This window comes from Corallococcus sp. AB049A, assembly GCF_003668885.1.
Lineage (GTDB): Bacteria > Myxococcota > Myxococcia > Myxococcales > Myxococcaceae > Corallococcus > Corallococcus interemptor.
The window spans coordinates 1-22426 of sequence record NZ_RAWL01000061.1; the positions used below are offsets into that span (position 1 = coordinate 1).

Below are 22426 nucleotides of genomic sequence, written 5' to 3' on the forward strand. Positions count from 1 at the left end.
CGATGCGGCGTGCGGGGTGGGGCTTACTGCTGGTGTGGCTGTCGGTGTCCACGGCGCGTGCGGAAGAGGTGCTGGTGTTCGCGGCGGTGAGCACGACGGATGCGCTGGAGGCCCTGGCGCCCGCGTTCCAGCAGGCATCGGGGCACCGGGTCCGCTTCGCCTTCGGGGCGTCGAGCGACCTGGCCCGTCAGGTGGTGGCGGGGGCTCCGGCGGACGCGTTCCTCTCCGCCGACGCGGCGAAGATGGACACGGTCGACCGGGCGGGGCTCGTGCAGGCGGGCTCGCGGGTGGACCTGCTGTCGAACCGGCTGGTGGTGGTGGTGCCGGTGAAGTCGGCGCTGAAGGTCGCGGGGCCGGCGGACCTGAAGGGGCTCAAGCGGGTGGTGCTGGCGGAGCCGGCGGCGGTGCCCGCGGGCGTGTACGCGAAGGCCTGGCTGACGAAGGCGGGCGTGTGGGCGGACGTGGCGCCGCGCGTGGTGCCGGCGGTGGACGTGCGCGCCGCGCTGGCGGCGGTGGAGGCGGGGAGGGTGGACGCGGGCGTGGTGTACGCGACGGACGCGGCGCAATCGAAGAAGGCGCGGGTGGCGTTCACGGTGCCGGAGGGGGATGCGCCGCGCATCGTGTATCCGGCGGCGGCGCTGACGCAGGGCAAGGCGCGGGAGGGAGGGCTCGCGTTCGTGCGCTTCCTCCAGACGGAAGGAGCGCGGAAGGAGTTCCACCGGCTGGGCTTCCTGGACGCGAAGGCGGTGCCGGATGCAGGGAAGGGGACCCCCGCTCCGTGATGGATGAAGGGCTGACAGGGCTGGTGCTGTTCACGGTGGCGGTGGCGGCCCTGTCCACGGCGCTCATCCTGGTGCCGGGCGTGGCGGCGGCGTACGCGCTCGCGCGCTGGAAGGGACCGGGGCGCGGCGTGGTGGAGACGCTGCTGGCGCTGCCCCTGGTGCTGCCTCCGACGGCGGTGGGCCTGGTCCTGCTGGAGTTGCTGGCGCGCGACTCGGTGCTGGGACGGCTGCTGGACACGTTGGGCGTGGAGGTGGTGTTCACGCCGAAGGCCGTCGTGCTGGCCAGCGCGGTGATGGCGTTCCCGCTGCTGGTGCGCTCCGCGCGCGCGGGCTTTGAAGAAGTGGACCCCCGGCTGGTGGCCGTGGCGCGCACGCTGGGAGACACGCGCACGCGGGCGTTCTTCCGGGTGACGTTGCCGCTGGCGTGGCGCGGAGTGCTCACGGGCGCGCTGCTCGCGTTCTCACGGGCGCTGGGTGAGTTCGGCGCGACGGTGCTGGTGGCGGGCAACATCCCGGGAAGCACGCAGACGCTGTCCCTGGCCATCTTCCAGCGCACGCAGCTGGGGCAGGACGCGGAGGCGCTGAGGCTCGCGGGCGTCTCCGTCGTGCTCGCGTTCGGGGCCATGTACGTGACGGAAGTGGTGACGCGGCGGCGCGGGGCCCGGGGGCTCGCGTGATGGAGCTGGCACTCCGGCTGCCGCTGGCGCGCTTCACGCTGGAGGTCGAAGCGCGTTTCACCTCCGCTTCGATCGCCGTGCTGGGGCGTTCGGGCTCTGGGAAGACGTCACTGCTGGAGGTGCTCGCGGGCCTGCGGCGCGGCGCCACGGGACGCGTCGTCGTCGATGGCCGCGTGCTGCTCGACACGGGTGCTCGGGTCGATGTTCCGCCCGAAGCGCGTCGCATGGGTTACGTGCCGCAGGACGCGCTGCTCTTCCCTCACCTCACCGCCGGACAGAACATTCGCTTCGGTGTGCGCGCCGGGCGGCCGTCTCGCGTGGACGAAGCCGTGCACCTGTTGGAGCTGGAGCCGCTGTTGCACCGCTACCCGGTGACGCTGTCCGGAGGCGAGAAGCAGCGGGTGGCCCTGGCGCGGGCGCTCGCGACGGATCCCGCGTTGCTGCTGCTGGACGAACCCCTGGCCGCGCTGGACATCGCCTTGAAGGAGCGCGTGCTGCCGTACCTCCTGCGCGTGCGCGACGAAGCCCGCGTGCCCCTGCTCTACGTCACCCACCAGCTCGGTGAAGCAAGGGCCCTGGCCCGCGAGGCCCTGGTGTTGGACGGAGGCACGGTGAAGGCCGTGGGTCCCGCGGACACGGTGCTGGGCACGGTGGCGCGCGGGCTGCTCACCGGTGAGCCCGAGGAGAACATCCTCGAAGGCACGCTGGAGCATCCCCAATCCGGCGGCACGCGGCTGCGTGTGACGGAGGCCCTGTCGCTCTGGGTGCCGGACGCACCGGAGCTGCCGCACGGCACCCGCGCCGCCTACGCCGTGCCCGCCGAGGACATCCTCCTGTCCACCGGTCCGCTGACCGGCGTCTCCGCGCGCAACGTGCTCGAAGGCACGGTGGCGAAGCTGGAGGACGCGGGGGCAGGAGAGTGCGCGACCCATGTGGACGTGGCGGGCGTCCGCTGGGTGGTCCGCCTCACGCATGCCGCCGTGCGCGAGCTGTCCATCGCGCCGGGCCTGCGCGTGTACCTCGCGGTGAAGTCCTCCGCCTGCCGTCGGCTGTTGTCTGGTTCTGCCGCGACCTGACGTCACACCGTCATGGAGCTGAACGCCTACACCTATGTCGGACCCGAGGAGATCCGCCGTGCCGTGATGGCGCATCCCGCCGGCGTCTCCATCCGCGCCCGCGAAGACCTGGACCGCTGGCTCCACGCTCACCCGGATGCCATGGAAGAGGGCGCGACCTGGGTCGTGGACCTCACCGGCTGTCTGCGATTGGCGCCACGCCGGTCGGAACACGTCGCGTGCGCGGGAGGCGAGGAGGTGCTGGCGGCGGGCGAGTTCCACTTCCAGCGAACCGCAACGGGGTGGGACATCGCGGGAGCCTCGAACCAATCCATGGGCTACTGCCCGGACACGGACTGCTGGGACGCACTGTCGCTCGCGCTGACCCGGGCCGGCATCCGAGGTCCCCCGGGCTTCACCCATGCCATCACCTTCCGGCGGTGCACCCGCTGCGGCGAGTTCAATCTGGTGAAGGAACAGTGGTTCGTCTGCGCGTTCTGCGACGCGGACCTGCCTGCGCTCTGGAACGTCGCCCCACGAAGACTCGTGCTCGTGGGCTAGAATGCATCTCATAACCGGTCACGGAAGGGGCGACAGCGAGCAGGGAGTGTGCTCGACCCTGTTGGATAGAGCTGACCGACGAGCAGTGGGAAGTCCTTCGTCCGCATGTGCCGGGGCCCGAGCGGCAGCGTACGAGCGCGAAGGGTGGAAGGCCCTGGCGCGATCCGCAGGATGTACTCAACGGCATTCTGTGGGTACTGCGCACCGGAGCGCCCTCGGCGGACCTGCCAGGGCGCTACCCGCCCTACTAAACGTGCCACCGGAGATTTCAGGCCTGGGTGAAGGCGGGGGGGCTGGACCGGATTCTGCGAGCGCTGGCGGAAGACTTGAGAAGTCGCGAAGCTCGATTTGACCGAGGCGCACATCGACGGCTCCCACGCAGGGGCAAAAAGGGGGCGCTTTGGTTAGTCGGACTCGGCGCGGCAAAGCGTCCTTCAGCTCGCCTGCGCCCTCATCCTGCTTCTTCGGTTGTGGGATGCGTTCTAGCGCCAGTGCGCGCGGCCGACGCGTAACCCGACCACTTTCCCGCTTCTTCGCTCGGCTAGCCATGGCCAAAGCTGCTTAGGTATATATACCTGCTATTTCCGGGTTATCTCAAGGCCGAGCCCTGAAGGGGAACCTAGGTATATATACCTAGGTTCCGATGCGTATGCTCTCGTCCTATTCCCCTGATGGCACTAGGTATATATACCTAGTGCCATCACACGAATTAACCATGGAGTTCTTCTCCCTGCTAGGTATATATACCTAGCAGGGAGAAGAGAAAATATGCCCCGCCGCTCATGGGAGGTCACCTCCGGTCCCAAGCTCGCCGCATACGTCATGGCGCAGCCCTTCCGTGTCTTCAACGCGCCCCAGCTACGGGACTTCCTACGTCGCGCTCGTGAGGAGCTGCAGCTTCCGGAAACCGCTACACCGGCCCGTATGACCTCCCTGCTCCAGTCGGAAGGGAAGCTAAAGCAGATTGAGCTTGCAGCTGAACATGGATACCCGGGCGCGGTCCGGTACGTATGGGACGAGGTCGAGCCGTATAGCCTCGCGCTCTCTCTCAGGCCGGGTGCTTACCTCTCGCACTTTTCTGCCTTGGTGGTGCATGGCCTGACGAATCAGGTTCCAAAGGTCATCTACGTCAACAAGGAGCAGAGTCCCAAGCCGAAGCCGGCGGGCGGGTTGACGCAGGAGGGGCTCGACCGTGCCTTCAGCAACGCGCCGCGCACCTCCAAGTACGTCTTTCATCTGGACATCTACCAAGTCGTACTTCTCAACGGGAAGTCGACGGGCCGGTTGGGCGTAGTTTCCCGCCCAATCAACCGAGCCACGCAGGTCGATGTGACAGCAATAGAGCGCACGCTCATCGACATCACGGTCCGCCCCAACTACGCGGGCAGCGTGTTCGAGGTCGTGGAGGCCTTCCGCCGTGCGCGGGATGAAGTGGCGGTGCCGACGCTCGTCGCGATGCTCAAAAAGCTCGACTACGTGTACCCGTACCACCAAGCCATCGGCTTCTACATGGAGCGCGCTGGCTATAGACCGACTCAACTAGAGCGGCTGCGCACCATGGGCCTCAATTTCGACTTCTACCTCACGCACGGGATGAGGGACGCCGAGTACAGCAAGGAGTGGCGCTTATTCCACCCCCGCGGCCTGTAGTCGTGCGACTTCGTTCAACACGAAGTCGAAGTAGTGGTCGAAGAATTCCAGCTTCTCACCCGTCACAGTACTCACCACCTCGCCCCACGCATTGGCGTGAAACGACCGGTACTCGGGAATGTGGTTGAGGAGCGAAAGAGGAACCTCCTTTGCAGCGAACATCCCACGCACTGTCGCCAAGTGCTGCGTCAGGTCCACTTGGCCGGACTGCACGCAAGCGTGGATGTCGTAGAAGTCTCGAGGCCGAGGCGCTGGGTTCCGCCGCTGGCCGTGCGCGGCCATCTGTTGGCAGATGGCCCGCAGCTTCTCGGCCGCGATCATGGGCAGCGTGTAGACGTACACCGGGTAGCCGTCGACTTCGACCTCCTGCTTGCCTTCGGTGTACTCATACTTACTGATCTCGACTTCGACCTTCTTGCCGATGTTGCGTCGATACGTGAGGGCCTCGTCCGCCTCAGACGTCGGGTCGTGGCGGGCACCATCGCCGTGGGCGAGCGCTGCCCTCTGCCCCTTCATGAACCGTTGACTCCCTACTCCCTCCGCAGCGGCCCAGTCCTCGGCTGACATGTATTTGAACGTTGCGTTGTAGCCACCCCACCTGGGGTTCGTCTGGCCGACGATCGGGCGGCGCGCCGGCCGGGGCGTGAACTTGAAGTCGAGGACGCGGTAACCCTCGAGTTCGAAGTGCCGCTGAACAGCTCGCTCGAGCCTGGCTGCGAGCCAAGCCGAGTCCTCGACGTCGTCCTGCATGGAGAAGTCGTAGTCGATGGACGCGCGCGCGCCAATCTTGTGAATGAGCTGCAGTGCATTGCCGCCCTTGAGAACGAGCTTGTCGAAGAGTTCCTCGTCGCTCGCGATGGCCGAGACGACAAGTTCGCCGGTGCGGAGCAGGGACGCCTTATCCAAGGGCATAGTGCACTCCAGTCTGCGCAGCCCAGAGTGTGCGACGCCACCTGCGCCGGCGCCCAGGCTTACGGTCGCCCGATGGCGGCCTTCATCTCGAGTCCACGGGACTCTACGAGGTTCGGAAGGCATCTAGCAGTCCGACAAGGCGGAGCCACAGGCATTTCGAGCCCCGCCTTATCAGCCACGCTAAACGGCCGCTCACGATTCTCGATCGGCAAGTGGCATCCAGGGCCGAAAACTCAGCCTCAGCGGCAGACCAGACGTCCAGGAATCGTGACCTTTGGTTTAGTCCCCGCGCGCTTTGGCTTCGAACCGCCGATGCGCGGCCTCCATCCGCTCCAGTGCGTCCCGCAGCTCGCGCTCAATGTCTTCGCGCTGGGACCGCATCAGGTCTTCCGGAAACCCCATGCGCTCCAGCAAGTTGAGCTGCATGAAGAACGTCTCGCACGGCCAGGGGCCGCCCGCGCGATCCAGGTACTGGCCCCCTTGAAAAAGGAACTCTCCCCAGGACAGCTCCCCGCGCCGGTGGCGGAGGAACAGGCACGCCAGATGGTCCGCGTTCTCCGCGCGACGCTCCTCGGGCGTGGCCGGGAGAGGAAGCATCGGGATGTCGTAGAGCAGCCCCTTGGCCGTGGCGACATCCGGCGCCGTGCACATCTCCAGCAACCACAGCGGTGGGTCATCCAGCTTCATCACCCAGGCATCCGCCCAGGCGATGATCTCCTTGAGCCCGACGAGCCCCATCTCCAGCATCGTGCGAATCCGCACGACGGCGACCGGGTCGAACGGGGTGCCCTCCCTCACCGCTTCGCCCCCGCCTTCTTCGCGCCGCCGCGCCCTGTCTTCGCGTGGTAGCCCTCCACGAGCATGCCCAGCTCATGGACCACGGACATCGCCGCGTCCTGCGGGATGCGCGTGTCCTTCAGCTTGTTGCGCGCGGGGTCGAGCACCAGGCCCGTGGCGCCAGAGAAGTCCGTCCGGGTCAGCACGCAGCCCCGGAAGTTGCTGCCGGTGAGGTCCGCGCCGGTGAAGTCCGCGTCCGTCAGGTCCATGTCGAAGAAGTTCGCCTCGCGCGCCACGCAGCGCACGAACGACGTCTGGCGCAGGCTCAGCCCCACGAACGAGCTGTAGGGCATGGCGCACTCCTCGAAGTTCACCTCCGGGTTCGCCGCCACGCCCGTCCAGTCGATGCCCATCAACTTCGAGCCCTCGAACCGCACGTCCCGGAGCCGGATGGCGTTGAAGTTCGCGCGCGTCAGGTTGCAGCCCTGGAACACGCACGCCTCCAGCAGCGCCTCCTTCCACCGGCCCTCCTGCAACTCACAGTTGAGGAAGGTGCACCGGTAGAACTCCTTGTCTCCCAGGTCGACGCCCTGGAGGTCCAGTCCCTCGAACGTCTCCTTCTCGAAGGAGTCCTCCTGCTGGAGCCGCTTCACCACCGCGCTGTCGTCCCGGACCATGCCGGCCTTATACCGGCCCGCGAAGGACCCGGCGACAGCGCACCGGGTCTTCCACGGACTTCACGCTACCTGGCCACCAGCACCAGCACGCCACGGCCGCACAGGTCGTAGCCCGCGGTGATCTGGTCCGAGCTGCCCGGGTTGAGCAGCACCTGGTTCGCGCCCCGGCTCTCAATCCAGGAGCACGTGTCCGTCACCCGGTACCAGCTCTTGCCGGCGCCGGGCGAGGGCGGCAGGAAGTTCACGGTGCCGGACCAGCCGTTGTACGCGACGTAGATGGCGTTCACCGTCTCACCGGAGAACTCCGACGCGTCGATGCGGTAGGCCAGCGCGTGGTTGCCCGCGTTGTTGAAGTAGGCCGCGTCCGGCGTGGAGCCGTCCGGCTTGAACCAGGCGTGCTGCGGCAGCCCGTTCCCGTTGCCGTCCGTCGTCGCGTAGAACGCCGCCGGGCGCAGCGCGGGGTGCGCCTTGCGGAACGCGATGAGGTTCTGGGTGAACAGGCGGAAGTTGGACTGGTCCGGGCTCCACGCGTAGTCCAGCCAGTTCTTGTTCGAGTCCAGGTTGTACACGTTGTTGTTGCAGTACTGCGTGCGCAGGAACTCGTCGCCGCCCGTGATCATGGGCACGCCCGCGCTCAGCATCAGGAACGCCAGGCCGTTGCGCGCCGCCTGCCGCTGGGCCGTTGCGCTGCCGCCCTGGTCCCAGCTGTGATTGCTGTCCTCGCCGCCGTCGGACGGGCCGTAGGGCCACGGCTGGCTGTTGTTCTTGCTGGTGCACGAGTACAGGTCCTTCAGGGTGAAGCCGTCGTGGGCCACCATGAAGTTCACGGACGCGGCCGGCTTGCGGCCGTCATCCTGGTACAGGTCCGACGAGCCCGCGAAGCGCGTGGCCAACTGCCCCGGCGTCACGTTCTCCACGCCCATCTGGTTCTGGTCCTTGCGGAACGTGTCGCGGAACGCGCCGTTCCACTCGCGCCACTTCGCCGGGAAGTTGCCCACCTGGTAGGAATTGCCACCAATGGCCCACGGCTCCGCGACGAAGTCCGTGCCCGCGCCGCCTCCTTCCGGCCGGGGGTCCAGCTGCGTGGTGATTTGATTGAGCGCCGTGTTCGCGTTGTCGCGGCTGTACTCGTAGCCGCTGTGCGTGTCCGTCTCGTGCTCGTAGATGTTGCCCAGCACCGACGCCAGGTCGAACCGGAAGCCGTCCACGCCCAGCGTGTCCTTCCAGTACGACAGCGAATGGAGGATGACGTTGCGGGCCGTGGGATTGAACGTGTTGAAGTTGCCGCCCACGCCCGTGTTGTCCCAGTTGAACTTCATGTCCTTCGTCAGGCTGTAGTACGTGGGGTTGTCCAGGCCCCGGTACGACATGACGTTGAACGTGTTCGGGTCACCGCTGGTCCACGCGCCGCCCTCGCCGGTGTGGTTGTAGACCACGTCCACCATCACCTTGATGCCGGCGTCGTGGAACGCCTTGACCATGGTCTTGAACTCGCGCGTGGGGCCGCCCGGCGTCTGGTCGCACGCGTAGCGGCGGTCCGGCGCGAAGTAGCTGAGGTTCATGTAACCCCAGTAGTTGTCGCCCGCGGTGCTGGCCACGGCGTCGTTGCGGCCGTTGTCCGTCTCGTGCAGCGGCAGGAACTCCACCGCCGTCACGCCCAGCGCCGCCAGCTGCGCGGCCTTCTGGCCCGCCGTCTTGTAGGTGCCCAGACAGGCGGCATCCAACCCGGAGCCGGTGTCCTGCTTCGTCAGGCCGCGCAGGTGCACCTCATAGACGATGTCGTCCTTGAAGGCGCGCGTGGGCTTGGTGCCGGTGGGCGTGGAGTCCGGCGCCAGCACGATGCCCTTGGGCGCGAACGGGCCGCTGTCCTTGTAGCGGTGCGACGGGCCGGACGCGAACACCGTGGCGTCCGCGTTGGTCATGTTCACCGGGTCGTGCGACAGCTCCAGCGCGTACGGGTCCCACAGGAGCTTGTTCGGGTTGAAGCGGTTGCCCGAGGCGTCCACGTCCGACAGGAAGCCCACCGTGTTGTTCGTCTTGCTCCAGGAGGAGTTGTACGGCCAGTTGGGACCCCACGCGCGGTAGCCGTAATAGACGGTGCCGGTGACGCCGTAGGTGTTCTTCAGCGTGGAGACGGAGACGGTCTTCGACCAGACGTTGGTCGTCGCGTTCTTCGTCATCACGTAGCTGACGACCTCCTGCGCGCCCTGGGCCGTCTTGTAGATCCACAGCTCGATGCGCTCGGCGCGCGACGAGTACACGTTGAAGTTGATGTTGGCCTGCGTGGCGTCGTACTTCGCGCCCAGCGTCCATGTGAGCAGCTCCTGCTCGCGCTGCGCGGTGTCCTCCACGGCGGGCGCGGGGGCCTCCTCAGGCGCTTCGGACGCGGCGCAGGAGACCAGCGCCGAGGCGAAACCCGCGGCGACGAGGGGATGCCACCGCGCAAGCCAGGGGCTCCGGCGGTGACGACGGGGAGGGGTCATCATGGATGTGGCTCCAGACGCGGCAATCAGGGTTTGCGACCGCTGCAACGCCACCGGACCCGCGACTGCCCGGGGGCATCCGGTTCACCACCCCCATGACCGTGAAGTCAACCGCACGGCCCCCCATCCCAGCGCCCGGGCCCGCTCTCGTACGACGCACGACATGGCCCGGCGCGTCATGCTCACCCGGGGCCCGAGCGCGGCCCGCGCCCTGCCGTCTGTCATTCCATAACGCGCGGACGGTTCTGGTGACGCATGCCGTCGGAAACGGCTGCCCCCAGAGGAGGAACGAGACATATCCAGTAAAAATCCAATCAATCTGTTTTACTTGATTGAAACATGGAATCCATGATTGCTTTGGATTCCCATGGACTCATCCAATCCGACCCAGACGCCCGGCTCCGGTCCTTCGCGAGGGCGGGGTGTGCCCTGGGGCCTGGCGGGCGCGGGGCTCGTGGCCGTCCTGACGGCGGTGGGGCTGGTGTGGCGTGGCGGTGATGACGCACAGGCCCCTTCGGCGACGGCGGCCCCCGTCAAGGCCTCACGGTCCCAGGGCTCGCACGCGGGCGGCGGGGGCACGGGCGCGGCGCCTGCCGGCGTGGAGGAGGCAGAGGCCGCGGAGCGCCGCTTCTCCGACCAGACGTGCTTCCCGGAGCTGGGGCGCTTCAACGACGGCGTGACGCTGGAGACGTTCCGGGAGCAGGCCGCGCCGCTGCTCGCGTCGAAGGACGCGCTGGTCCGCGACTACCTCAAGGCGAAGCTCGCGGAGCTGATTGGCGACGACGCGGGGAAGGCGGGGCAGGTGGTGGACTGGGCCCGGGACGCGCAGGGCGCGGAGTTCCAGGTGCTGCTGTCGGGCCTGCGGGCCTCGGACGCGGTGCAGAAGCCCCAGGTCGCGGCGCGGCTGCTGGAGGCGGGGATGGACGCGAAGCTGTCCATCGAGCGGCGCGCGGGCATGCTGTCCGCGCTGGACACGCAGAAGCACCTGCCGCCGGCCGCGATGGACCGGATGGCGGACTTCGCGCGCGACCCGGCCTCCACCGAGGCGGGCTGGGCCGCCACGCGCACGCTGGGCCGCGTGATGGCGCGCGAGTCGGAGAACCATGGCGACGCGTCGCCGTATCTCGACCGGCTCATCACCATCGCCACGGACGCGCCGGACGAGCAGATCCGCCACCTGGCGCAGACGGCGCCCCTGCACAACTCGCCCGTGCTGGACGCGAAGGCCACGGAGCGCTTCACGCGCATCCTGCAGAGCGAGGGCAACGAGGACGGCCGCGACGCGGCGGCGCAGGTGCTGGCCATGTCCTCCGACAAGGAGCAGGTGCTCAAGCTGTTCACGGACTCCTTCCAGCGCGAGCAGTCCGTGTGCGTGCGCTGGGCGCTCTTCCGCTTCTCCGCGCGCGTCGCGGGCCGCGAGGCCCTGCCCGTGATGGCGAACATGGCGACGGTGGATCCGCGCTTCCAGCCGCTCTACCGCGTCTTCGAAACGCTCTACGCCCAGGGCAATGTCGACTTCATCCGCGTCTGGAACGAGCTGCCGGACCAGAACCCCTTCGGCTGCATGGACCGCCACCAGTAGGAGCCCTTCGCATGCCCCGCTTCCTCCAAGGTCTTCGCGCGTTCGGCGGTCTGACGCTGCTGCTCGCGTCCCAGCCCGCGTGGTCCACGTCCCCCGCCGCGCTGCCGGCATTGAGGGCAGAGAGCTGTTCCGTGCGGGGGCTGATGGATCAGCTCCGCGAGGGACTTCGCTCCAACTCCAAGGCCTACCGCGACTACCTCAACGCCGTGCTGCGCGAGGCCGCCGTGTCGCTGCCCTCCGGGGAGCTGCACGCGGCGTTCGACCGGGAGACGGACCCGGCGATGGTGGAGCAACTGGCCGCGGCGCTGGTGGCGCGCAGCGAGCGCGAGGCGGAGAAGGACGCCATCCAAGCGGTGGCCCGCCGCGCGCTGGAGGACCGAGACCCGTCCGTCCGCGCCGCCACCGTGCGCGCCATGCGCCGCACGGGCGCGCTGGAGAAGACGGGGGACATGTACGAACGGCTCATGAGGGACGGCTCGCCGGAGGTCCGCATGGAGGCCGCCCAGAACCTCATCGAGGACAACCAGTACGTCTATTCCGCGCACCACGGCCCGGCCACGGACCTGGCGGTGAACGCGGCGACGGCGTCCACGGACCCGAAGGTGACGGCGCGGATATTGGAGTCCCTGGACACGCGCAAGATGGGGCCTGAGGCGGGGCAGAAGCTGCTCGGGATGCTGGGCCATGAGAGCGCGGACGTGCGGCGCTCGGCGGCGCTCGCGCTGGGCAGCGTGCCGGCGGCGCAGATGGGGCCCGCGCGCGAGGCGCTGGTGGGCATGTACCGGGGAGAGCGGGACGCGGGCGTGCGCAAGGCGCTGGTGCAGGGCATCGCGGAGCTGGGCTTCGCGGACGCCGTGCCGGAGCTGCGCAAGCTGCGGAGCGTGGATCCGGCGATGGCGCCGGAGATCGACGCGTGGATCCGCGCACTGGAATCAGGTGTTCAGGAGTGGGGCCTGCTCCTGAGAGAGAAGCAGCGGCTGCAACAGGTCCGTTGAGCGGCACCCCTCATGGGGCCGGACCCGCCGGCCCGAAAGGAACACCCCCGATGCGTCACATGAAGAAGAAGGCCCTCGCGGTCATCCTGGCCCTCGCGGTTCCCTCGGTCGCGGCCGCGTACTCGTACACGGTGAAGTCTCCCTTCCCGGGCACGGTGACGGCGACGACGTACTACTCCAGCGGCACGTTCCACGGCGCGCTGGATATCTCCAGCGGCCGCTGCAACTACTGGGGCGTGGAGACGGGCGTGATGGCGTCCCTGTCCTGGAACGTGACCATCCGCACCTCGGGCGTCTATTGCAACGGCACGGGCAGCGGCACGCAGAACGAGGCGAAGCACGCCTTCTCCAACGGCAGGACGTTCCGCCTGTGGCACTTCATCAAGACGTCGGACTCGTATGACCGCACGTGCAACCGCTGCCAGGTGGGCAACGAGGGCGGTACGGGCAACGCCACGGGGCCCCACGTCCACGTGCAGTATGACCAGTCCGGCAGCAACCTGACCGGCTGGTACTCCGGCTACACCACCAAGGGCGAGGCCGTGGACCGCTCGGAGACCATCGGCGTCATCAATTAGCGTCGGCGGTGACCGCCGGAGGCGGAGCGTCGTGGGGCGCTCCGCCGCCGGTGGGGTTTGGGCCATCAGTAGCAGAAGCTGTTGCAGTACGGCGCGCCGTTGGGCTGGGTGCAGCAGATGCCGCTGGAACACCGGCCGTTGACGCAGGCGGGGCGGCAGAGCCCCTCACCACCAGCGCCGTTGTAGGCACAGACCGTGGTGCCGGGGCAGGCGCCGGTGCCGGCCTCGCACGCGAGCCCCTGCTCCTGGGAGACCAGGTCCCCGTCCACGTCGGCGCTACCGCCGCAAGCCGTGAGACCGAAAACACAAACCGCCGCGACCATCAGGGAACGCCACATGGATGCCTCCAGGAGTCAGGTGGGACGCCTGGAGGATATAGGCACGGAGGCGGTGATGCAGAACCGGGCGGCCCAACTACGAAGGCCGCAACCCTTTGCATCTAGTTCCTGTCGAAGTGGGCCTCCAGCCTCACGTCCGAGTAGGGCGTGCGCGCCACGAGCATGAGGTAGTAGTACCCACCGGTGGCGGGAGCGGGGATCTCCACGGTCTCGTCGTTGCCTGGCAGGTAGGGCCGGAAGTCATACACGGTCTGCGTGGGCCAGGTGCTGGAGCGGACATACAGGTCCGCGTTGCCCGTGCCTCCGCTTGCCACGAAGCGCAGGTCGTGCGCGCCGGGAGGCACATAGAGATAGAAGTAGAGCGGCGTGCCCGTGGAGGCCAGCGGGCCCCGGTAGCAATCGCTCTCAAGCTGCTGGGGGTTGGACGCCGTACACGCGGGCGTCGGCCCGGGGTCGGCGCCGGGGGACACGCAGACACCCGGGTCCGTGGCCCTCGCGACGCAGTCGATCCACCCGTGGAACTCCGTGTCATTCGCCGTGCCCAGCGCGTCCAGGGACTGGCGGTAGAGGGTGTAGTTGCCCGCGCGGAACTGTTCGAGGAAGGCGCCCACCTGGTCCGCGTGCCGCTCGAACATGAACCGCGTGGCCAGATAGCCCCATGCGTACACGCGGTCGGTGCTGCTGCTGTAGCTGTTGCGCAGGACTTCGCTGAGCTTGAAGGCCTTGCCCTTCCCCTGCGTCACCGCGCTCGCGTTGTCGCTCTTCTTGGAGATGTACTCGGCCAGGCCTTCGATCCACCAGACGGTGGGCTGGCTGATGCTCGTGTTGAAGTCGCCCTTCATGTTGAAGCGGCCATCCAGGTAGTGGACGTACTCGTGACGCAGGTTCCAGATTTCGAAGGCGGGCCGCAGCCACTCCGCCTCGTAGGAGATGAAGCGGGCCTGGTTGCCGGAGGCGGAAGGGTCCCCTTCCAGGTACATGCCGCCGTTGTTGGTGCTGATGCCAAACAGCACGCCCGCGTAGTTCTGATAGTCGATGCTGCTGTCGAAGATGATCATCTCCAGGGACGTGTTGTTGTCCCCGGCCACGGGCACGCGGTTCGTCTTCAGCGTGTCGTGGAAGTACGCCTCCTGCGTGGCGAGCTGGTCGCAGGTCTGCGTGAGCTGTGCCGCCGTCAGGTCCTGCGCGCGCACGCGCAGGGTGGCGCCACAGGTGTGGGTGATGCCGAGCACCGCCTGCTCCACCGTCCGGCGGAAGTCGCAGGTGCCGTAGTACGCGCAATGGGCCTTGTCGTAGAAGTCGACCATCTCCGCCGTGCCCACCCAGAGGCCCGCCGAGGGACCGGTCATCGAGTGGTTGAGCAGGACCGCCTTCACCTTGGGACGCGTCAGCGTCTGCAGCGCTCCGGTGTGCTTGAGGAAGCGCGCCATCTCGCGCGCCGCGTTGAGGGTGAGGTACTGGCTGGAGGTGCCCAGCAGGTGTTCTGTGCGAGGGATGAAGGACTCGAGCGAGTCGATGATGGACGGGTCCGCCTGCACGGCCGCGACGAACTCCGGGTTGAACTGGCCCCGGTAGAGGCCGGAGTAGACGCTGTTGGTGGCGCTGCTCATGGAATAGGAGGCCTCGGCGGCGGCATTGAAGCGGTCCAGCAGGCCGCGCAGTGTGCCCAGGTGCCGGGGCGTCTCCCCCGCGCTGTCGATGAGGATGACGAACTCCCGCAGCACCGCGCCGTGCGCGTCGTTGACGTCCGTGAAGTGGGGGTTGGCGACGAACGCCGCGAGCGCCGGACGGATGGCGTCGCGCAGTGGGGCGCCGTAACTGCCCACCGTGCCTGACTGGTAGAACTGCACGTAGTAGCCCGCGCGCAGGAACAGGATGAGCTGGAGGGTCTGCGCGGAGTTGTCGCCCACGTACTGCTGAGCGCTCACGGTGAGAGCGTTGGCGATGGTGGCCATCTTGCTCTCGCTGAAGATCTGCCCGGACTGGGGGGCCGTCACGGAGAACAGCGAGTTGAGGCAGGCCTCCGTGGCGCCCTTCACCCGCGAGACAAGCTCGGCGCCACTGGCGGACGCGAAGGCCGCCGGCTCACAGGCCACCAGGGCCCGGGGCGGGGTGACCGGAGCGTGCTTCTGTCGCACGGGCTCGGGGGCGAGCTCCGGCTCGCGCTCGTCGGGCTGGATGCGTTGCCGGGGATGTTCCAGCCCGTGGACCGCCTGGGAAGACCCGGCGGGTGGGGGCGCCCCGGCGCGAGCGAGCGCGCTCGTCGCGCAGAGCATGAGCCCGACAGCGAAGACGATGACGGAACCGCGCATGGACGCATGCTCCTGGTGGGAGGGACTGTGACCTGACTGGCAATGAATTAGCAGTCAGGTCTGACAGTCCTGCGCGCCGCGGATTCCTAACCTGGAGGCGGGGCGTTCAAAGCCAGCGTGGCGCGGCCCCGGCGTTGCTCGCGCACCCAGGCCTTGGAGGCGTGGAGCTTCCGCAGCGCGCCCCGCAGCGAGGGCTGCTGGCTGGCCATGAGCAGCAGGTAGCTCCACACGGAGCTGCCCCGGCGGTTCAGCAGCGCGTAGGCGAACTGCGTCGCGTCCTGGCTCACATAGCTGGGGACGTTCTCGAACCACTGGGAGCTGCTGCGCGCCGCCAGCTGGATGGCGAGCAGGGCCGCCCTGCGCTCCTCGTCATACGCCTCCAGCGCGGCGGGCAGGTCGTCCGGATGGGCCCGCAGCTGCCGCGCCAGCCCGATGGCGTCCTGCATGGCCAGCTTCGTTCCGGAGCCGATGGAGAAGTGCGTGGTGTGCGCGGCGTCCCCCATGAGCACGATGTTGTCGTGGTACCAGCGCTCGTTGGTGATGCGCTTGAAGTTGAGCCAGGGCGCCCGGCCCATGCCCTTCAGCTGGTTGAACAGCGCCCGGCCTCGCAGCTGGTGGTGGAAGATGCCCTCCAGCTTCCGGAGCGTCTCGTCCGGACCCAGCGTGTCGAAGCCCAGCGCCTTCCAGGTCTCCTCCTGGCACTCCACGATGCAGGTGCTCGTCTCGTCGTTGAAGCGGTAGCCGTGGAACCAGAGCCAACCGGCGGGCGTCTCCTCGAACGCGAAGGTGAAGGCGTCGAAGACCTTGTTGGTGCCCAGCCAGATGTACTTGTTGCGGCCCTCCTCCACGTGCGTCTGGAAGTGGTGGACGTGACGCTGGCGCAGCCGGCTGTTGACGCCGTCACAGGCGACGATGAGGTCCGCGTCCTCGAACGCGGAGACGTCCGTGACGTCCTGCTCGAAGCGCACGTCCACGCCCAGGCCCCTCGCCCGCCGGATGAGGATGTCCAGGAGCCGGTCGCGCCCCAGCGCGAACCCGTAGCCTCCAATGTGCGTCGCGTTCTGGCCCCGCAGGTGCACCTCCTGCGTGTCCCAGCGCGCCGCGGACTCCGCGATGCGCCGCGCGCTCAGCGGGTCGTTCCGGTAGAGGTCATCCAGCAGGTCATCCCAGAACACGACGCCCCAGCCGTACGTCACGCCCGAGGGGTTGCGCTCGACGACGGTGACCTCGTGCTTCGGGTTGGACAGCTTGGCCAGAATCGAGAAGTAGAGCCCGGCCGGGCCTCCGCCAACACAGACCATCTTCATCACATCCCCCCAAAGCTCGCGAAAGGTCCGGATGCTACCGGCCCGTCCCGTGGACAGGGCTTGGCCGGAAGCGCTGTCTGCCTGGTGGGTTTTGGAAGGAATGGTCAGACGAGTTTCCGCCAGCTGACAAATGCTTGCATGGGAGGGGGCCTTTTGGGCAGGCCTTGCTGGCAAGGACTGGTCAATTCCTCCCGGCCTGTGTGAGGCTGGGAATCCAAATGCAAACGGAAACGTCGGGCCGCCAGGGGGAGTCGGGCCAGGCCGCCGTGGAGTCCGCGCTGGTGGTGCCCTTGATGGTGTTCCTCATCCTGGGCACCCTCCAGTTGACCACCCTGCACCATGCAAGGCTGATGACCGAGTACGCCGCCTACCGCGCGGTCCGGACCGGCATCGTCAATCATGGCAACTGCCCGACCATGGAGCGCGCCGCGTACATGGCGCTCGTGCCGACGCTGGGGCCACCCAGGACCGGGGGGCGAGGGCGGGCGGACACGCTCGTCAATGCCATGGATGTCCATGACGCCTATACGCTCTGGCACCCGGACGTGAACCAGTACTTTCCCGGCTCGCCCCTGAAGCGGGTGCTCGTGGAGGTCCTGAACCCGGAGCCCGGCAAGCTCAATGGACTCTTTTCCACCTATGGCTCGCACCTGGGGGGAAAGGAGATCGACTTCGATGACTACCGCGACGCCACCGTCATCGAGGCCAACCTGCTGTCGGTGCGCGTGACGTACTTCTATGAGCTGCGCATCCCGTTCGCGAACTGGCAATTGCACAGCTTCTACATGGGGCGCGAAGTGCTGGGGCAGTTGAAGGGCGTCGGCTTCCTCACCCAGAAGGCTCCTGGCGGCGGGTCGGCCTCTCAGTACCTGGAACAGGACGGGGCCAGCCGTGGGAATGCCTATTTCAAGGAGTTGGCCAGACTCGCCGGGGCGCAGACGTATGCGATTCCCATCGTGGCCACCTCCACCATGCGCATGCAGTCCAACCTCATCCAGGGCGCCTGGGGCCCCGGCGCCTGCCCGGCGGGCTAGGGAGCACGCAATGTTTGGCATGGTCAGGCGGCTGCGCCGGGACGAGCGGGGACAGGCCCTGGTGCTGGGGGCCGTGTGCATGCTGGTGGTGGCCGTGGCGGTGATGTCGTCCGTCAGCATCGGGCACGGTGTGTATGAGAAGATGAAGCTCCAGGACGCGGCGGACGCGCAGGCCTACTCCCTCGCGGTGAAGGAGGCCCGCGCGTACAACTTCCTGGCCTACACCAACCGCGCGATGGTCGTTCACTACAGCGCCATGCTCACGGTGATGTCCTACGTGAGCCACGCGGTGTACCTGGACCGGACCATTGGCGCCGCGGCGAAGTACTTGAAAGTCCTTCCAGGCATCGGACCGGTGTTCGCCGCCATCTCCGCGATGATCAAGGCGTGGGTGAAGACGGTGGAGGAGCTTGTCCCGACACTGGTGCGGGTCCTCACGGAGTTGAACGTCTCCCTCTGGATCAGCCAGGAGGCCATGCTGTCCGCCACGCTGTATGACCTCTACAGCGACGCGGCTCGCGACAAGAGCATCCACCTGACGGACCCACGGGCGGAGGTGGAGCCCTCCATGGACGACAATGATCCCTTCCGGGACGTGCCCCTGCCCGCGCTGTACTCGGACCCCGGGACCCTCAATCACTCCAACGGCAAGAACTTCCTCCACGTGCTGGACGACGGCCCCCGCAGCTCCAGCCCCTGGATGGGGGCGGACCCCACGGGCATGGCGACGCGCGGGCGGCTGCTCAATCGCAACCAGAACCGGCTGTCGGACGCGGACATGGCCAAGTACCGCCTGCTCATGGGCAGCATGGCCAACGCGGTGAGAAGGAACTGGACCGCCCAGGGCGAGGGCCCGGTGCTCATCGGGCGCAGGTGGAACCTGCGCCTGTGCCTCATCGTGGGGGAGCTGCGCGTGGAGAAGACCGCCGACAGCCAGATCAAGAGCTTCGCCGAGCAATTCGAAGGCAACCGCAATGATCAGCTCTTCGCGTCGGACGACATCAAGATGGAGGTGCGCCCCGGCTGCGGGCTGGGCTTCCTGGATTGGTCCACCGTCTTCGAGCTGCGCTTCCGGGTCGCGGCGGACGCACGCGGCGGCTTCCATCAGGAGTATGGCAACCAGAAGGTGTCCGCCCACCATCCATGGAAGGGCATCACGCCGTTCGTCACCTCCGACACCAGCTTCTTCAATCCCTGGAAGAACCACTTCGGCTACCCCTGCAACATGGTGGTGCTGAGCAAGGACATGGGGGCGATGCGTGGAAATGGCGGGGACGAGAGCGACAAGGAGGTCTTCCAATTGGAGAACCTCAGCCGGAACTCCTTCATGCGCACGCGGGGATCCGGGAAGTACAACAGCGACCTCGCGCAGAACGGGCCCTACGGGCCGCGCACGACCAACATGCAGGAGGGCATCCAGGAGTCCCTGCTGGACATGACGTGGCGGTACGTCGGCGGCAAGCAGGACACCTTCGCCGAAGAGTTTCGCGCGAGGACGGGCGGGATGATGGCCATGTCGGTGGGGCGCGCCATCTACCACCGGCCGGGGCAATGGCAGGAGGAGCCCAACTTCTTCAACCCCCTCTGGACCGCCCGCCTCGCGCCCATCCAGACGCACTGGGATGAGCAGCACCTGCGATTCCTGATTCCCACCTACCGGGACGCGAACTGGCTGTTCAACGGCCTGACGTACTGAGGAGGGGCACCGCGATGGCGAAGCGTTCCGTCACCTGGAGCCGGCGCGGCTCCTCCACGGTGGAGCTGGCGCTGCTGGCGCCCCTCTTCGTGGCGCTCCTGCTGTGGGTGAACTACTTCTGGGAGGTCCAGCGCGCGCGCCTCAAGTCCGTGGAGCTGGCGCGCTTCATCGCCTTCGAGCGCGTCGCGCGGTCGGACCTGTCAGGCATCACGAGCGACGCGCTGAAGCGCTACCGGGACCTGGATGGCGCCACGAAGGACGGCGAGCTGGGCAGCGCCTCCCGCAACGAGGTGACCTTCACGGCGTCACTGGCGGACGCGGACGCGCCCTTGAAGCGCGTGGGCCTGGCGGACGTCGCGGGGGCGGCGGGTGCATCCGGGTCGGTGGGGGCGACGCTCGCGGCCCTGGGCAGCACGCCGGAGCAGATGGCCCGGCGGATGGGGTTGGACACCCGCGTCGGCGCGGCCCAGGTGGACGTGCAGGTCCGCCTGGTGAACCACATCATCCCCAAGGCCATTGGCCTCTACACCACGGGCTTCGACGACTCGCGGTTGGACCTGGTCTTCCGTGAGCAGTTCTACGTCTACCACGACACCTGGAGGGCCTGGCGCCCCGGGGACGCGCCGTCCCAGACCTACCCGCGCGTGGAGCAGCTGACGCGAGACCGCGTCCAGCCCATCGTCTACGCCGGCGCCGCGGATTCGGGCATGGTCAACGCCATCAGCAACGCGTTGCAGGTCCTGCGGCTCGACTCGCCCTTCGACGCGAACTACATCCGCGACTCCATCCGGCTGCGGCATGTCGAGGCGTACGGCGTGCCCACCGTCACCGCCACCCGGATGATGCCGGGGGAGCTATTGGAGGCGGCGTACTGGCTGGATGACACGAACTGGTGTCTCGGTTCCTGCGAGCCCCGGGCCGTCCAGGCGAAGCGCGGCTTCGACCAGGCCAACAATTATGGCGACAACTTCCCCATGCGCGCCTACCGCTGCCGGGGGCCGTACTTCCAGGGCGCGAAGACGTCCGGCATGCCCGAGGCCCTGTACGTGAAGAACGGGGACACCGGTTACTTCAACACGGGGTCGGATGCCTGCACTGGCTTCCAGAGCCCGGATGACGACACGTGAGCGCAAGGGCGCGCTCGGGAGGTTCCACGATGGATGGCTGGATGCACAGGAGCTACCGCTGGTTGCGCAGGCCGCGCTCTCGCGGGCAGGCCGCGGCGGAGTTCACCCTGTTGCTGATGGTGCTGCTGTTCGGAACGCTGGCCATCACCACGTTCGCGCCGGACATGTTCGCGGCGATGACCATCTACGTCCGGGGCTACTACTGCGTGCTGGGCTATCCGTTCGGCTGAGCGCTGGACCGCGGGCGACCAGGAATCCATTCCGTGACCGTATGAAGGGATGGTGGGTCCCTGACAGGGGCAGGGCGCGGGCCGGCGTCCGGAATCCCCCTGGAGAAGAACATGCCGCGTCGCCATGCGTTCCTACTGTTCGCCCTGAGCGCGGTGCTCGCGCTGGGCACCGGCTGTCCCGACAAGAACCCACCGCCCGCGGGGGACGCGGGCGTGGAGGTGCCTGACGCGGGCACCGACGCCAGCGTGGAGCTCCCGGACGCCAGCGTGCCGGATGCCAGCGTGCCGGACGCCAGCGTGCCGGACGCCAGCGTCGCCTGTGCGCCGCCCGAGAACCCAGGAGCCCCCTGGAACAGCCGCTGTGATTCTCCGCCAGCGGCCGACCTGTGCGCCTCGCTGGTGCTGCCGGAAGCAGGCCCGGTGCCCTCCGCCGAGAACTGGTGTCAGGAATCCGCTCAGCGGCTGTGCGCGACCGGAGTGGACGCCGGCACGGTGGAGGCCTCGGCCGAGGCCGGGTGTGTCGAGCGGGAGCGGCTGAACTGCGAGGGCCGCTTCCCGCGGGTGAACCGGAACGCGGGGTTCCTCACCTACTGGTCCCAGGCCGCGTCCGCGTGCCTCACGGGGGGACTGGATCCCTCCTCCACGGTGTGCGGCTGCGCGTTCGTGCGCTCCTCCGTGGGCGGGGCCTGTGGCAGGGATGTGGACTGCCGCGCGGGCTACTGCCTCAAGGATTCAAGCGACGCGGGCGTCTGCGTCGCGTGTCCGGAGAAGCGCCCCGTGGGCATGGCCTGCGGCGAGCCGGGGGCCGTGCCGTGTGACGGCCACGGCTACTGCTCGCAGGGGTGCTGCGTGCCGCGACCCAACCCGGGAGAGGCGTGCAGGATTGGCCTCATCGAGCCCAAGCCCTGTGACACGGCGACGTCGTCCCATTGCGATACGGCCATCGAGGACATGTCGGGCAAGGGCACCTGCAGGGCGTACCGGACGCTGGGGGAGACGTGTGGGCAGGTCCCCACCTACCCCTGCTCCTCCCTGCCCCCCGGTGCCTGCAACTATGGGGCGTGTGAGTCCGGCCTGACGTGCACATCCATCAGCCCCGACGCCTCCGTTGCCCGGCAGTGCGAACCCGACGGTGTGCGCTGCGACGCCAACCTCAAGGGCTGCGGCCCCGGACAGATCTGCACCAGCCCCAGGGGCCTGTGCATCGAGCCCGCCTCGCTCGTCGAAGGGGAGGCCTGCGGTGGCCCCGGCCAGTGCGCGGAGGGCCTGCTGTGCGACAAGCCGGACGCGGGCAGCGGCACCTCCGGGGTGTGCATCACCGCGAGCCCGGGCGAGTGCCGCTACGACGTGGAGTGCCCCTGGGCCCAGCGTTGCACGGACGGGCACTGCACCGAGGGCAAGGCCCTGGGAGAGGCCTGTGACGCGCCTCTGGCCTGCGCGAAGTACCTCATCTGCGCGCGCGGAGAGAACGGGGGCACCTGCGCCCGGGAGCCGCGCCTGGGAGAGCGCTGCGTCTTCCCCTCGGCTGACGGGGGCTTCCCCCAGTGGAACTCCCCCTGCATCGAGGGGCGCTGCGACAGCACGACGGAGCGCTGCCAGTAGCCCCGCGCGGGGCGTCGCGTGTGCAACAGTGTGCGCCGCCCCTGGGGTTCA

At 68.0% G+C, this 22426-nt stretch carries 21 protein-coding genes; 14 read left to right on the top strand and 7 right to left on the bottom strand.

All coding sequences use genetic code 11. The features are described 5' to 3' along the window. Positions 1 to 2 precede the first annotated feature (2 nt). The 6 genes from modA (at position 3) to D7X55_RS09440 (ending at position 4725) form a co-directional block, all read left to right on the top strand. Positions 3 to 782 carry a molybdate ABC transporter substrate-binding protein gene (modA, locus tag D7X55_RS09415; RefSeq protein ID WP_121722870.1) on the top strand — a complete coding sequence of 260 codons (780 nt, stop codon included), beginning with the start codon at positions 3 to 5 and terminating at the stop codon, positions 780 to 782. Next, entirely contained in the window at positions 782 to 1459 is a 678-nt protein-coding gene (gene modB, locus D7X55_RS09420; protein WP_120549352.1) for a molybdate ABC transporter permease subunit, read from the top strand. The genes modA and modB overlap by 1 nt, the downstream gene beginning before the upstream one ends. Beyond that, positions 1459 to 2535: a molybdenum ABC transporter ATP-binding protein gene (gene modC / locus D7X55_RS09425; RefSeq protein WP_120549353.1), complete on the top strand. Its 1077-nt coding sequence runs from the start codon at positions 1459 to 1461 to the stop codon at positions 2533 to 2535. Before modB ends, modC begins: the two co-directional genes overlap by 1 nt. A 12-nt stretch (positions 2536 to 2547) precedes the next feature. After that, positions 2548 to 3075: a hypothetical protein gene (locus D7X55_RS09430; RefSeq protein WP_121722871.1), complete on the top strand. Its 528-nt coding sequence runs from the start codon at positions 2548 to 2550 to the stop codon at positions 3073 to 3075. Positions 3076 to 3146: 71 nt separating this feature from the next. Then, positions 3147 to 3326, top strand: coding sequence for a transposase (locus tag D7X55_RS45735; RefSeq protein ID WP_368666503.1), 180 nt, complete (start codon positions 3147 to 3149; stop codon positions 3324 to 3326). 517 nt (positions 3327 to 3843) lie between these two features. Then, positions 3844 to 4725, top strand: a complete 882-nt coding sequence (locus D7X55_RS09440; protein ID WP_121722873.1) for a hypothetical protein — start codon at positions 3844 to 3846, stop codon at positions 4723 to 4725. On the opposite strand, the gene D7X55_RS09445 is transcribed toward D7X55_RS09440, so the two are convergent. From D7X55_RS09445 to D7X55_RS09460, 4 genes are all read right to left on the bottom strand, one after another. Continuing rightward, positions 4702 to 5631 carry a nucleotidyl transferase AbiEii/AbiGii toxin family protein gene (locus D7X55_RS09445; protein WP_158626348.1) on the bottom strand — a complete coding sequence of 310 codons (930 nt, stop codon included), beginning with the start codon at positions 5629 to 5631 and terminating at the stop codon, positions 4702 to 4704. The two genes, D7X55_RS09440 and D7X55_RS09445, sit on opposite strands and share 24 nt — an antisense overlap. Before the next feature lie 285 nt (positions 5632 to 5916). Then, positions 5917 to 6435, bottom strand: coding sequence for a hypothetical protein (locus tag D7X55_RS09450; protein ID WP_121722875.1), 519 nt, complete (start codon positions 6433 to 6435; stop codon positions 5917 to 5919). Next, positions 6432 to 7091 carry a pentapeptide repeat-containing protein gene (locus D7X55_RS09455; protein ID WP_121722876.1) on the bottom strand — a complete coding sequence of 220 codons (660 nt, stop codon included), beginning with the start codon at positions 7089 to 7091 and terminating at the stop codon, positions 6432 to 6434. Before D7X55_RS09455 ends, D7X55_RS09450 begins: the two co-directional genes overlap by 4 nt. A gap of 65 nt (positions 7092 to 7156) precedes the next feature. Further along, the gene (locus tag D7X55_RS09460) at positions 7157 to 9577 is read right to left on the bottom strand and encodes an isoamylase (RefSeq protein WP_121722877.1); all 2421 of its coding nucleotides are present in this window, start codon (positions 9575 to 9577) and stop codon (positions 7157 to 7159) included. Between the two features lie 364 nt (positions 9578 to 9941). Between D7X55_RS09460 and D7X55_RS09465 the strand changes: the two genes are divergently transcribed. From D7X55_RS09465 to D7X55_RS09475, 3 genes are read left to right on the top strand one after another with little or no spacing between them, the layout of a single operon-like run. Beyond that, positions 9942 to 11156 (top strand): hypothetical protein, encoded by a 1215-nt coding sequence (locus tag D7X55_RS09465; RefSeq protein ID WP_167510869.1) that lies wholly within the window; start codon positions 9942 to 9944, stop codon positions 11154 to 11156. 11 nt (positions 11157 to 11167) lie between these two features. Next, the gene (locus tag D7X55_RS09470) at positions 11168 to 12151 is read left to right on the top strand and encodes a HEAT repeat domain-containing protein (protein WP_120549358.1); all 984 of its coding nucleotides are present in this window, start codon (positions 11168 to 11170) and stop codon (positions 12149 to 12151) included. Between the two features lie 50 nt (positions 12152 to 12201). After that, positions 12202 to 12729 (top strand): hypothetical protein, encoded by a 528-nt coding sequence (locus D7X55_RS09475; protein WP_120549359.1) that lies wholly within the window; start codon positions 12202 to 12204, stop codon positions 12727 to 12729. 65 nt (positions 12730 to 12794) lie between these two features. Here the strand turns inward: D7X55_RS09475 and D7X55_RS09480 are convergent, their stop codons facing one another. The 3 genes from D7X55_RS09480 to D7X55_RS09490 all read right to left on the bottom strand — a co-directional run bounded on the left by D7X55_RS09480 (position 12795) and on the right by D7X55_RS09490 (position 16686). Beyond that, positions 12795 to 13067, bottom strand: a complete 273-nt coding sequence (locus D7X55_RS09480; RefSeq protein WP_120549360.1) for a hypothetical protein — start codon at positions 13065 to 13067, stop codon at positions 12795 to 12797. 101 nt (positions 13068 to 13168) lie between these two features. After that, entirely contained in the window at positions 13169 to 15379 is a 2211-nt protein-coding gene (locus tag D7X55_RS09485; protein ID WP_121722878.1) for a M9 family metallopeptidase, read from the bottom strand. 86 nt (positions 15380 to 15465) lie between these two features. After that, positions 15466 to 16686: an FAD-dependent monooxygenase gene (locus D7X55_RS09490; protein ID WP_233609749.1), complete on the bottom strand. Its 1221-nt coding sequence runs from the start codon at positions 16684 to 16686 to the stop codon at positions 15466 to 15468. A gap of 218 nt (positions 16687 to 16904) precedes the next feature. Between D7X55_RS09490 and D7X55_RS09495 the strand changes: the two genes are divergently transcribed. The 5 genes from D7X55_RS09495 to D7X55_RS09515 all read left to right on the top strand — a co-directional run bounded on the left by D7X55_RS09495 (position 16905) and on the right by D7X55_RS09515 (position 22375). Continuing rightward, positions 16905 to 17720 carry a TadE/TadG family type IV pilus assembly protein gene (locus tag D7X55_RS09495; RefSeq protein ID WP_120549363.1) on the top strand — a complete coding sequence of 272 codons (816 nt, stop codon included), beginning with the start codon at positions 16905 to 16907 and terminating at the stop codon, positions 17718 to 17720. 10 nt (positions 17721 to 17730) lie between these two features. After that, positions 17731 to 19416, top strand: a complete 1686-nt coding sequence (locus D7X55_RS09500) for a pilus assembly protein TadG-related protein (protein WP_120549364.1) — start codon at positions 17731 to 17733, stop codon at positions 19414 to 19416. A gap of 14 nt (positions 19417 to 19430) precedes the next feature. Further along, on the top strand, positions 19431 to 20543 hold the full coding sequence (locus D7X55_RS09505; RefSeq protein ID WP_121722879.1) for a pilus assembly protein: 1113 nt from the start codon (positions 19431 to 19433) through the stop codon (positions 20541 to 20543). Between the two features lie 41 nt (positions 20544 to 20584). Beyond that, complete coding sequence (locus D7X55_RS09510) at positions 20585 to 20773, top strand: hypothetical protein (RefSeq protein WP_233609753.1); 189 nt, start codon at positions 20585 to 20587, stop codon at positions 20771 to 20773. A gap of 111 nt (positions 20774 to 20884) precedes the next feature. Next, positions 20885 to 22375 carry a hypothetical protein gene (locus tag D7X55_RS09515; RefSeq protein WP_121722880.1) on the top strand — a complete coding sequence of 497 codons (1491 nt, stop codon included), beginning with the start codon at positions 20885 to 20887 and terminating at the stop codon, positions 22373 to 22375. The last annotated feature ends 51 nt before the right edge of the window (positions 22376 to 22426 follow it).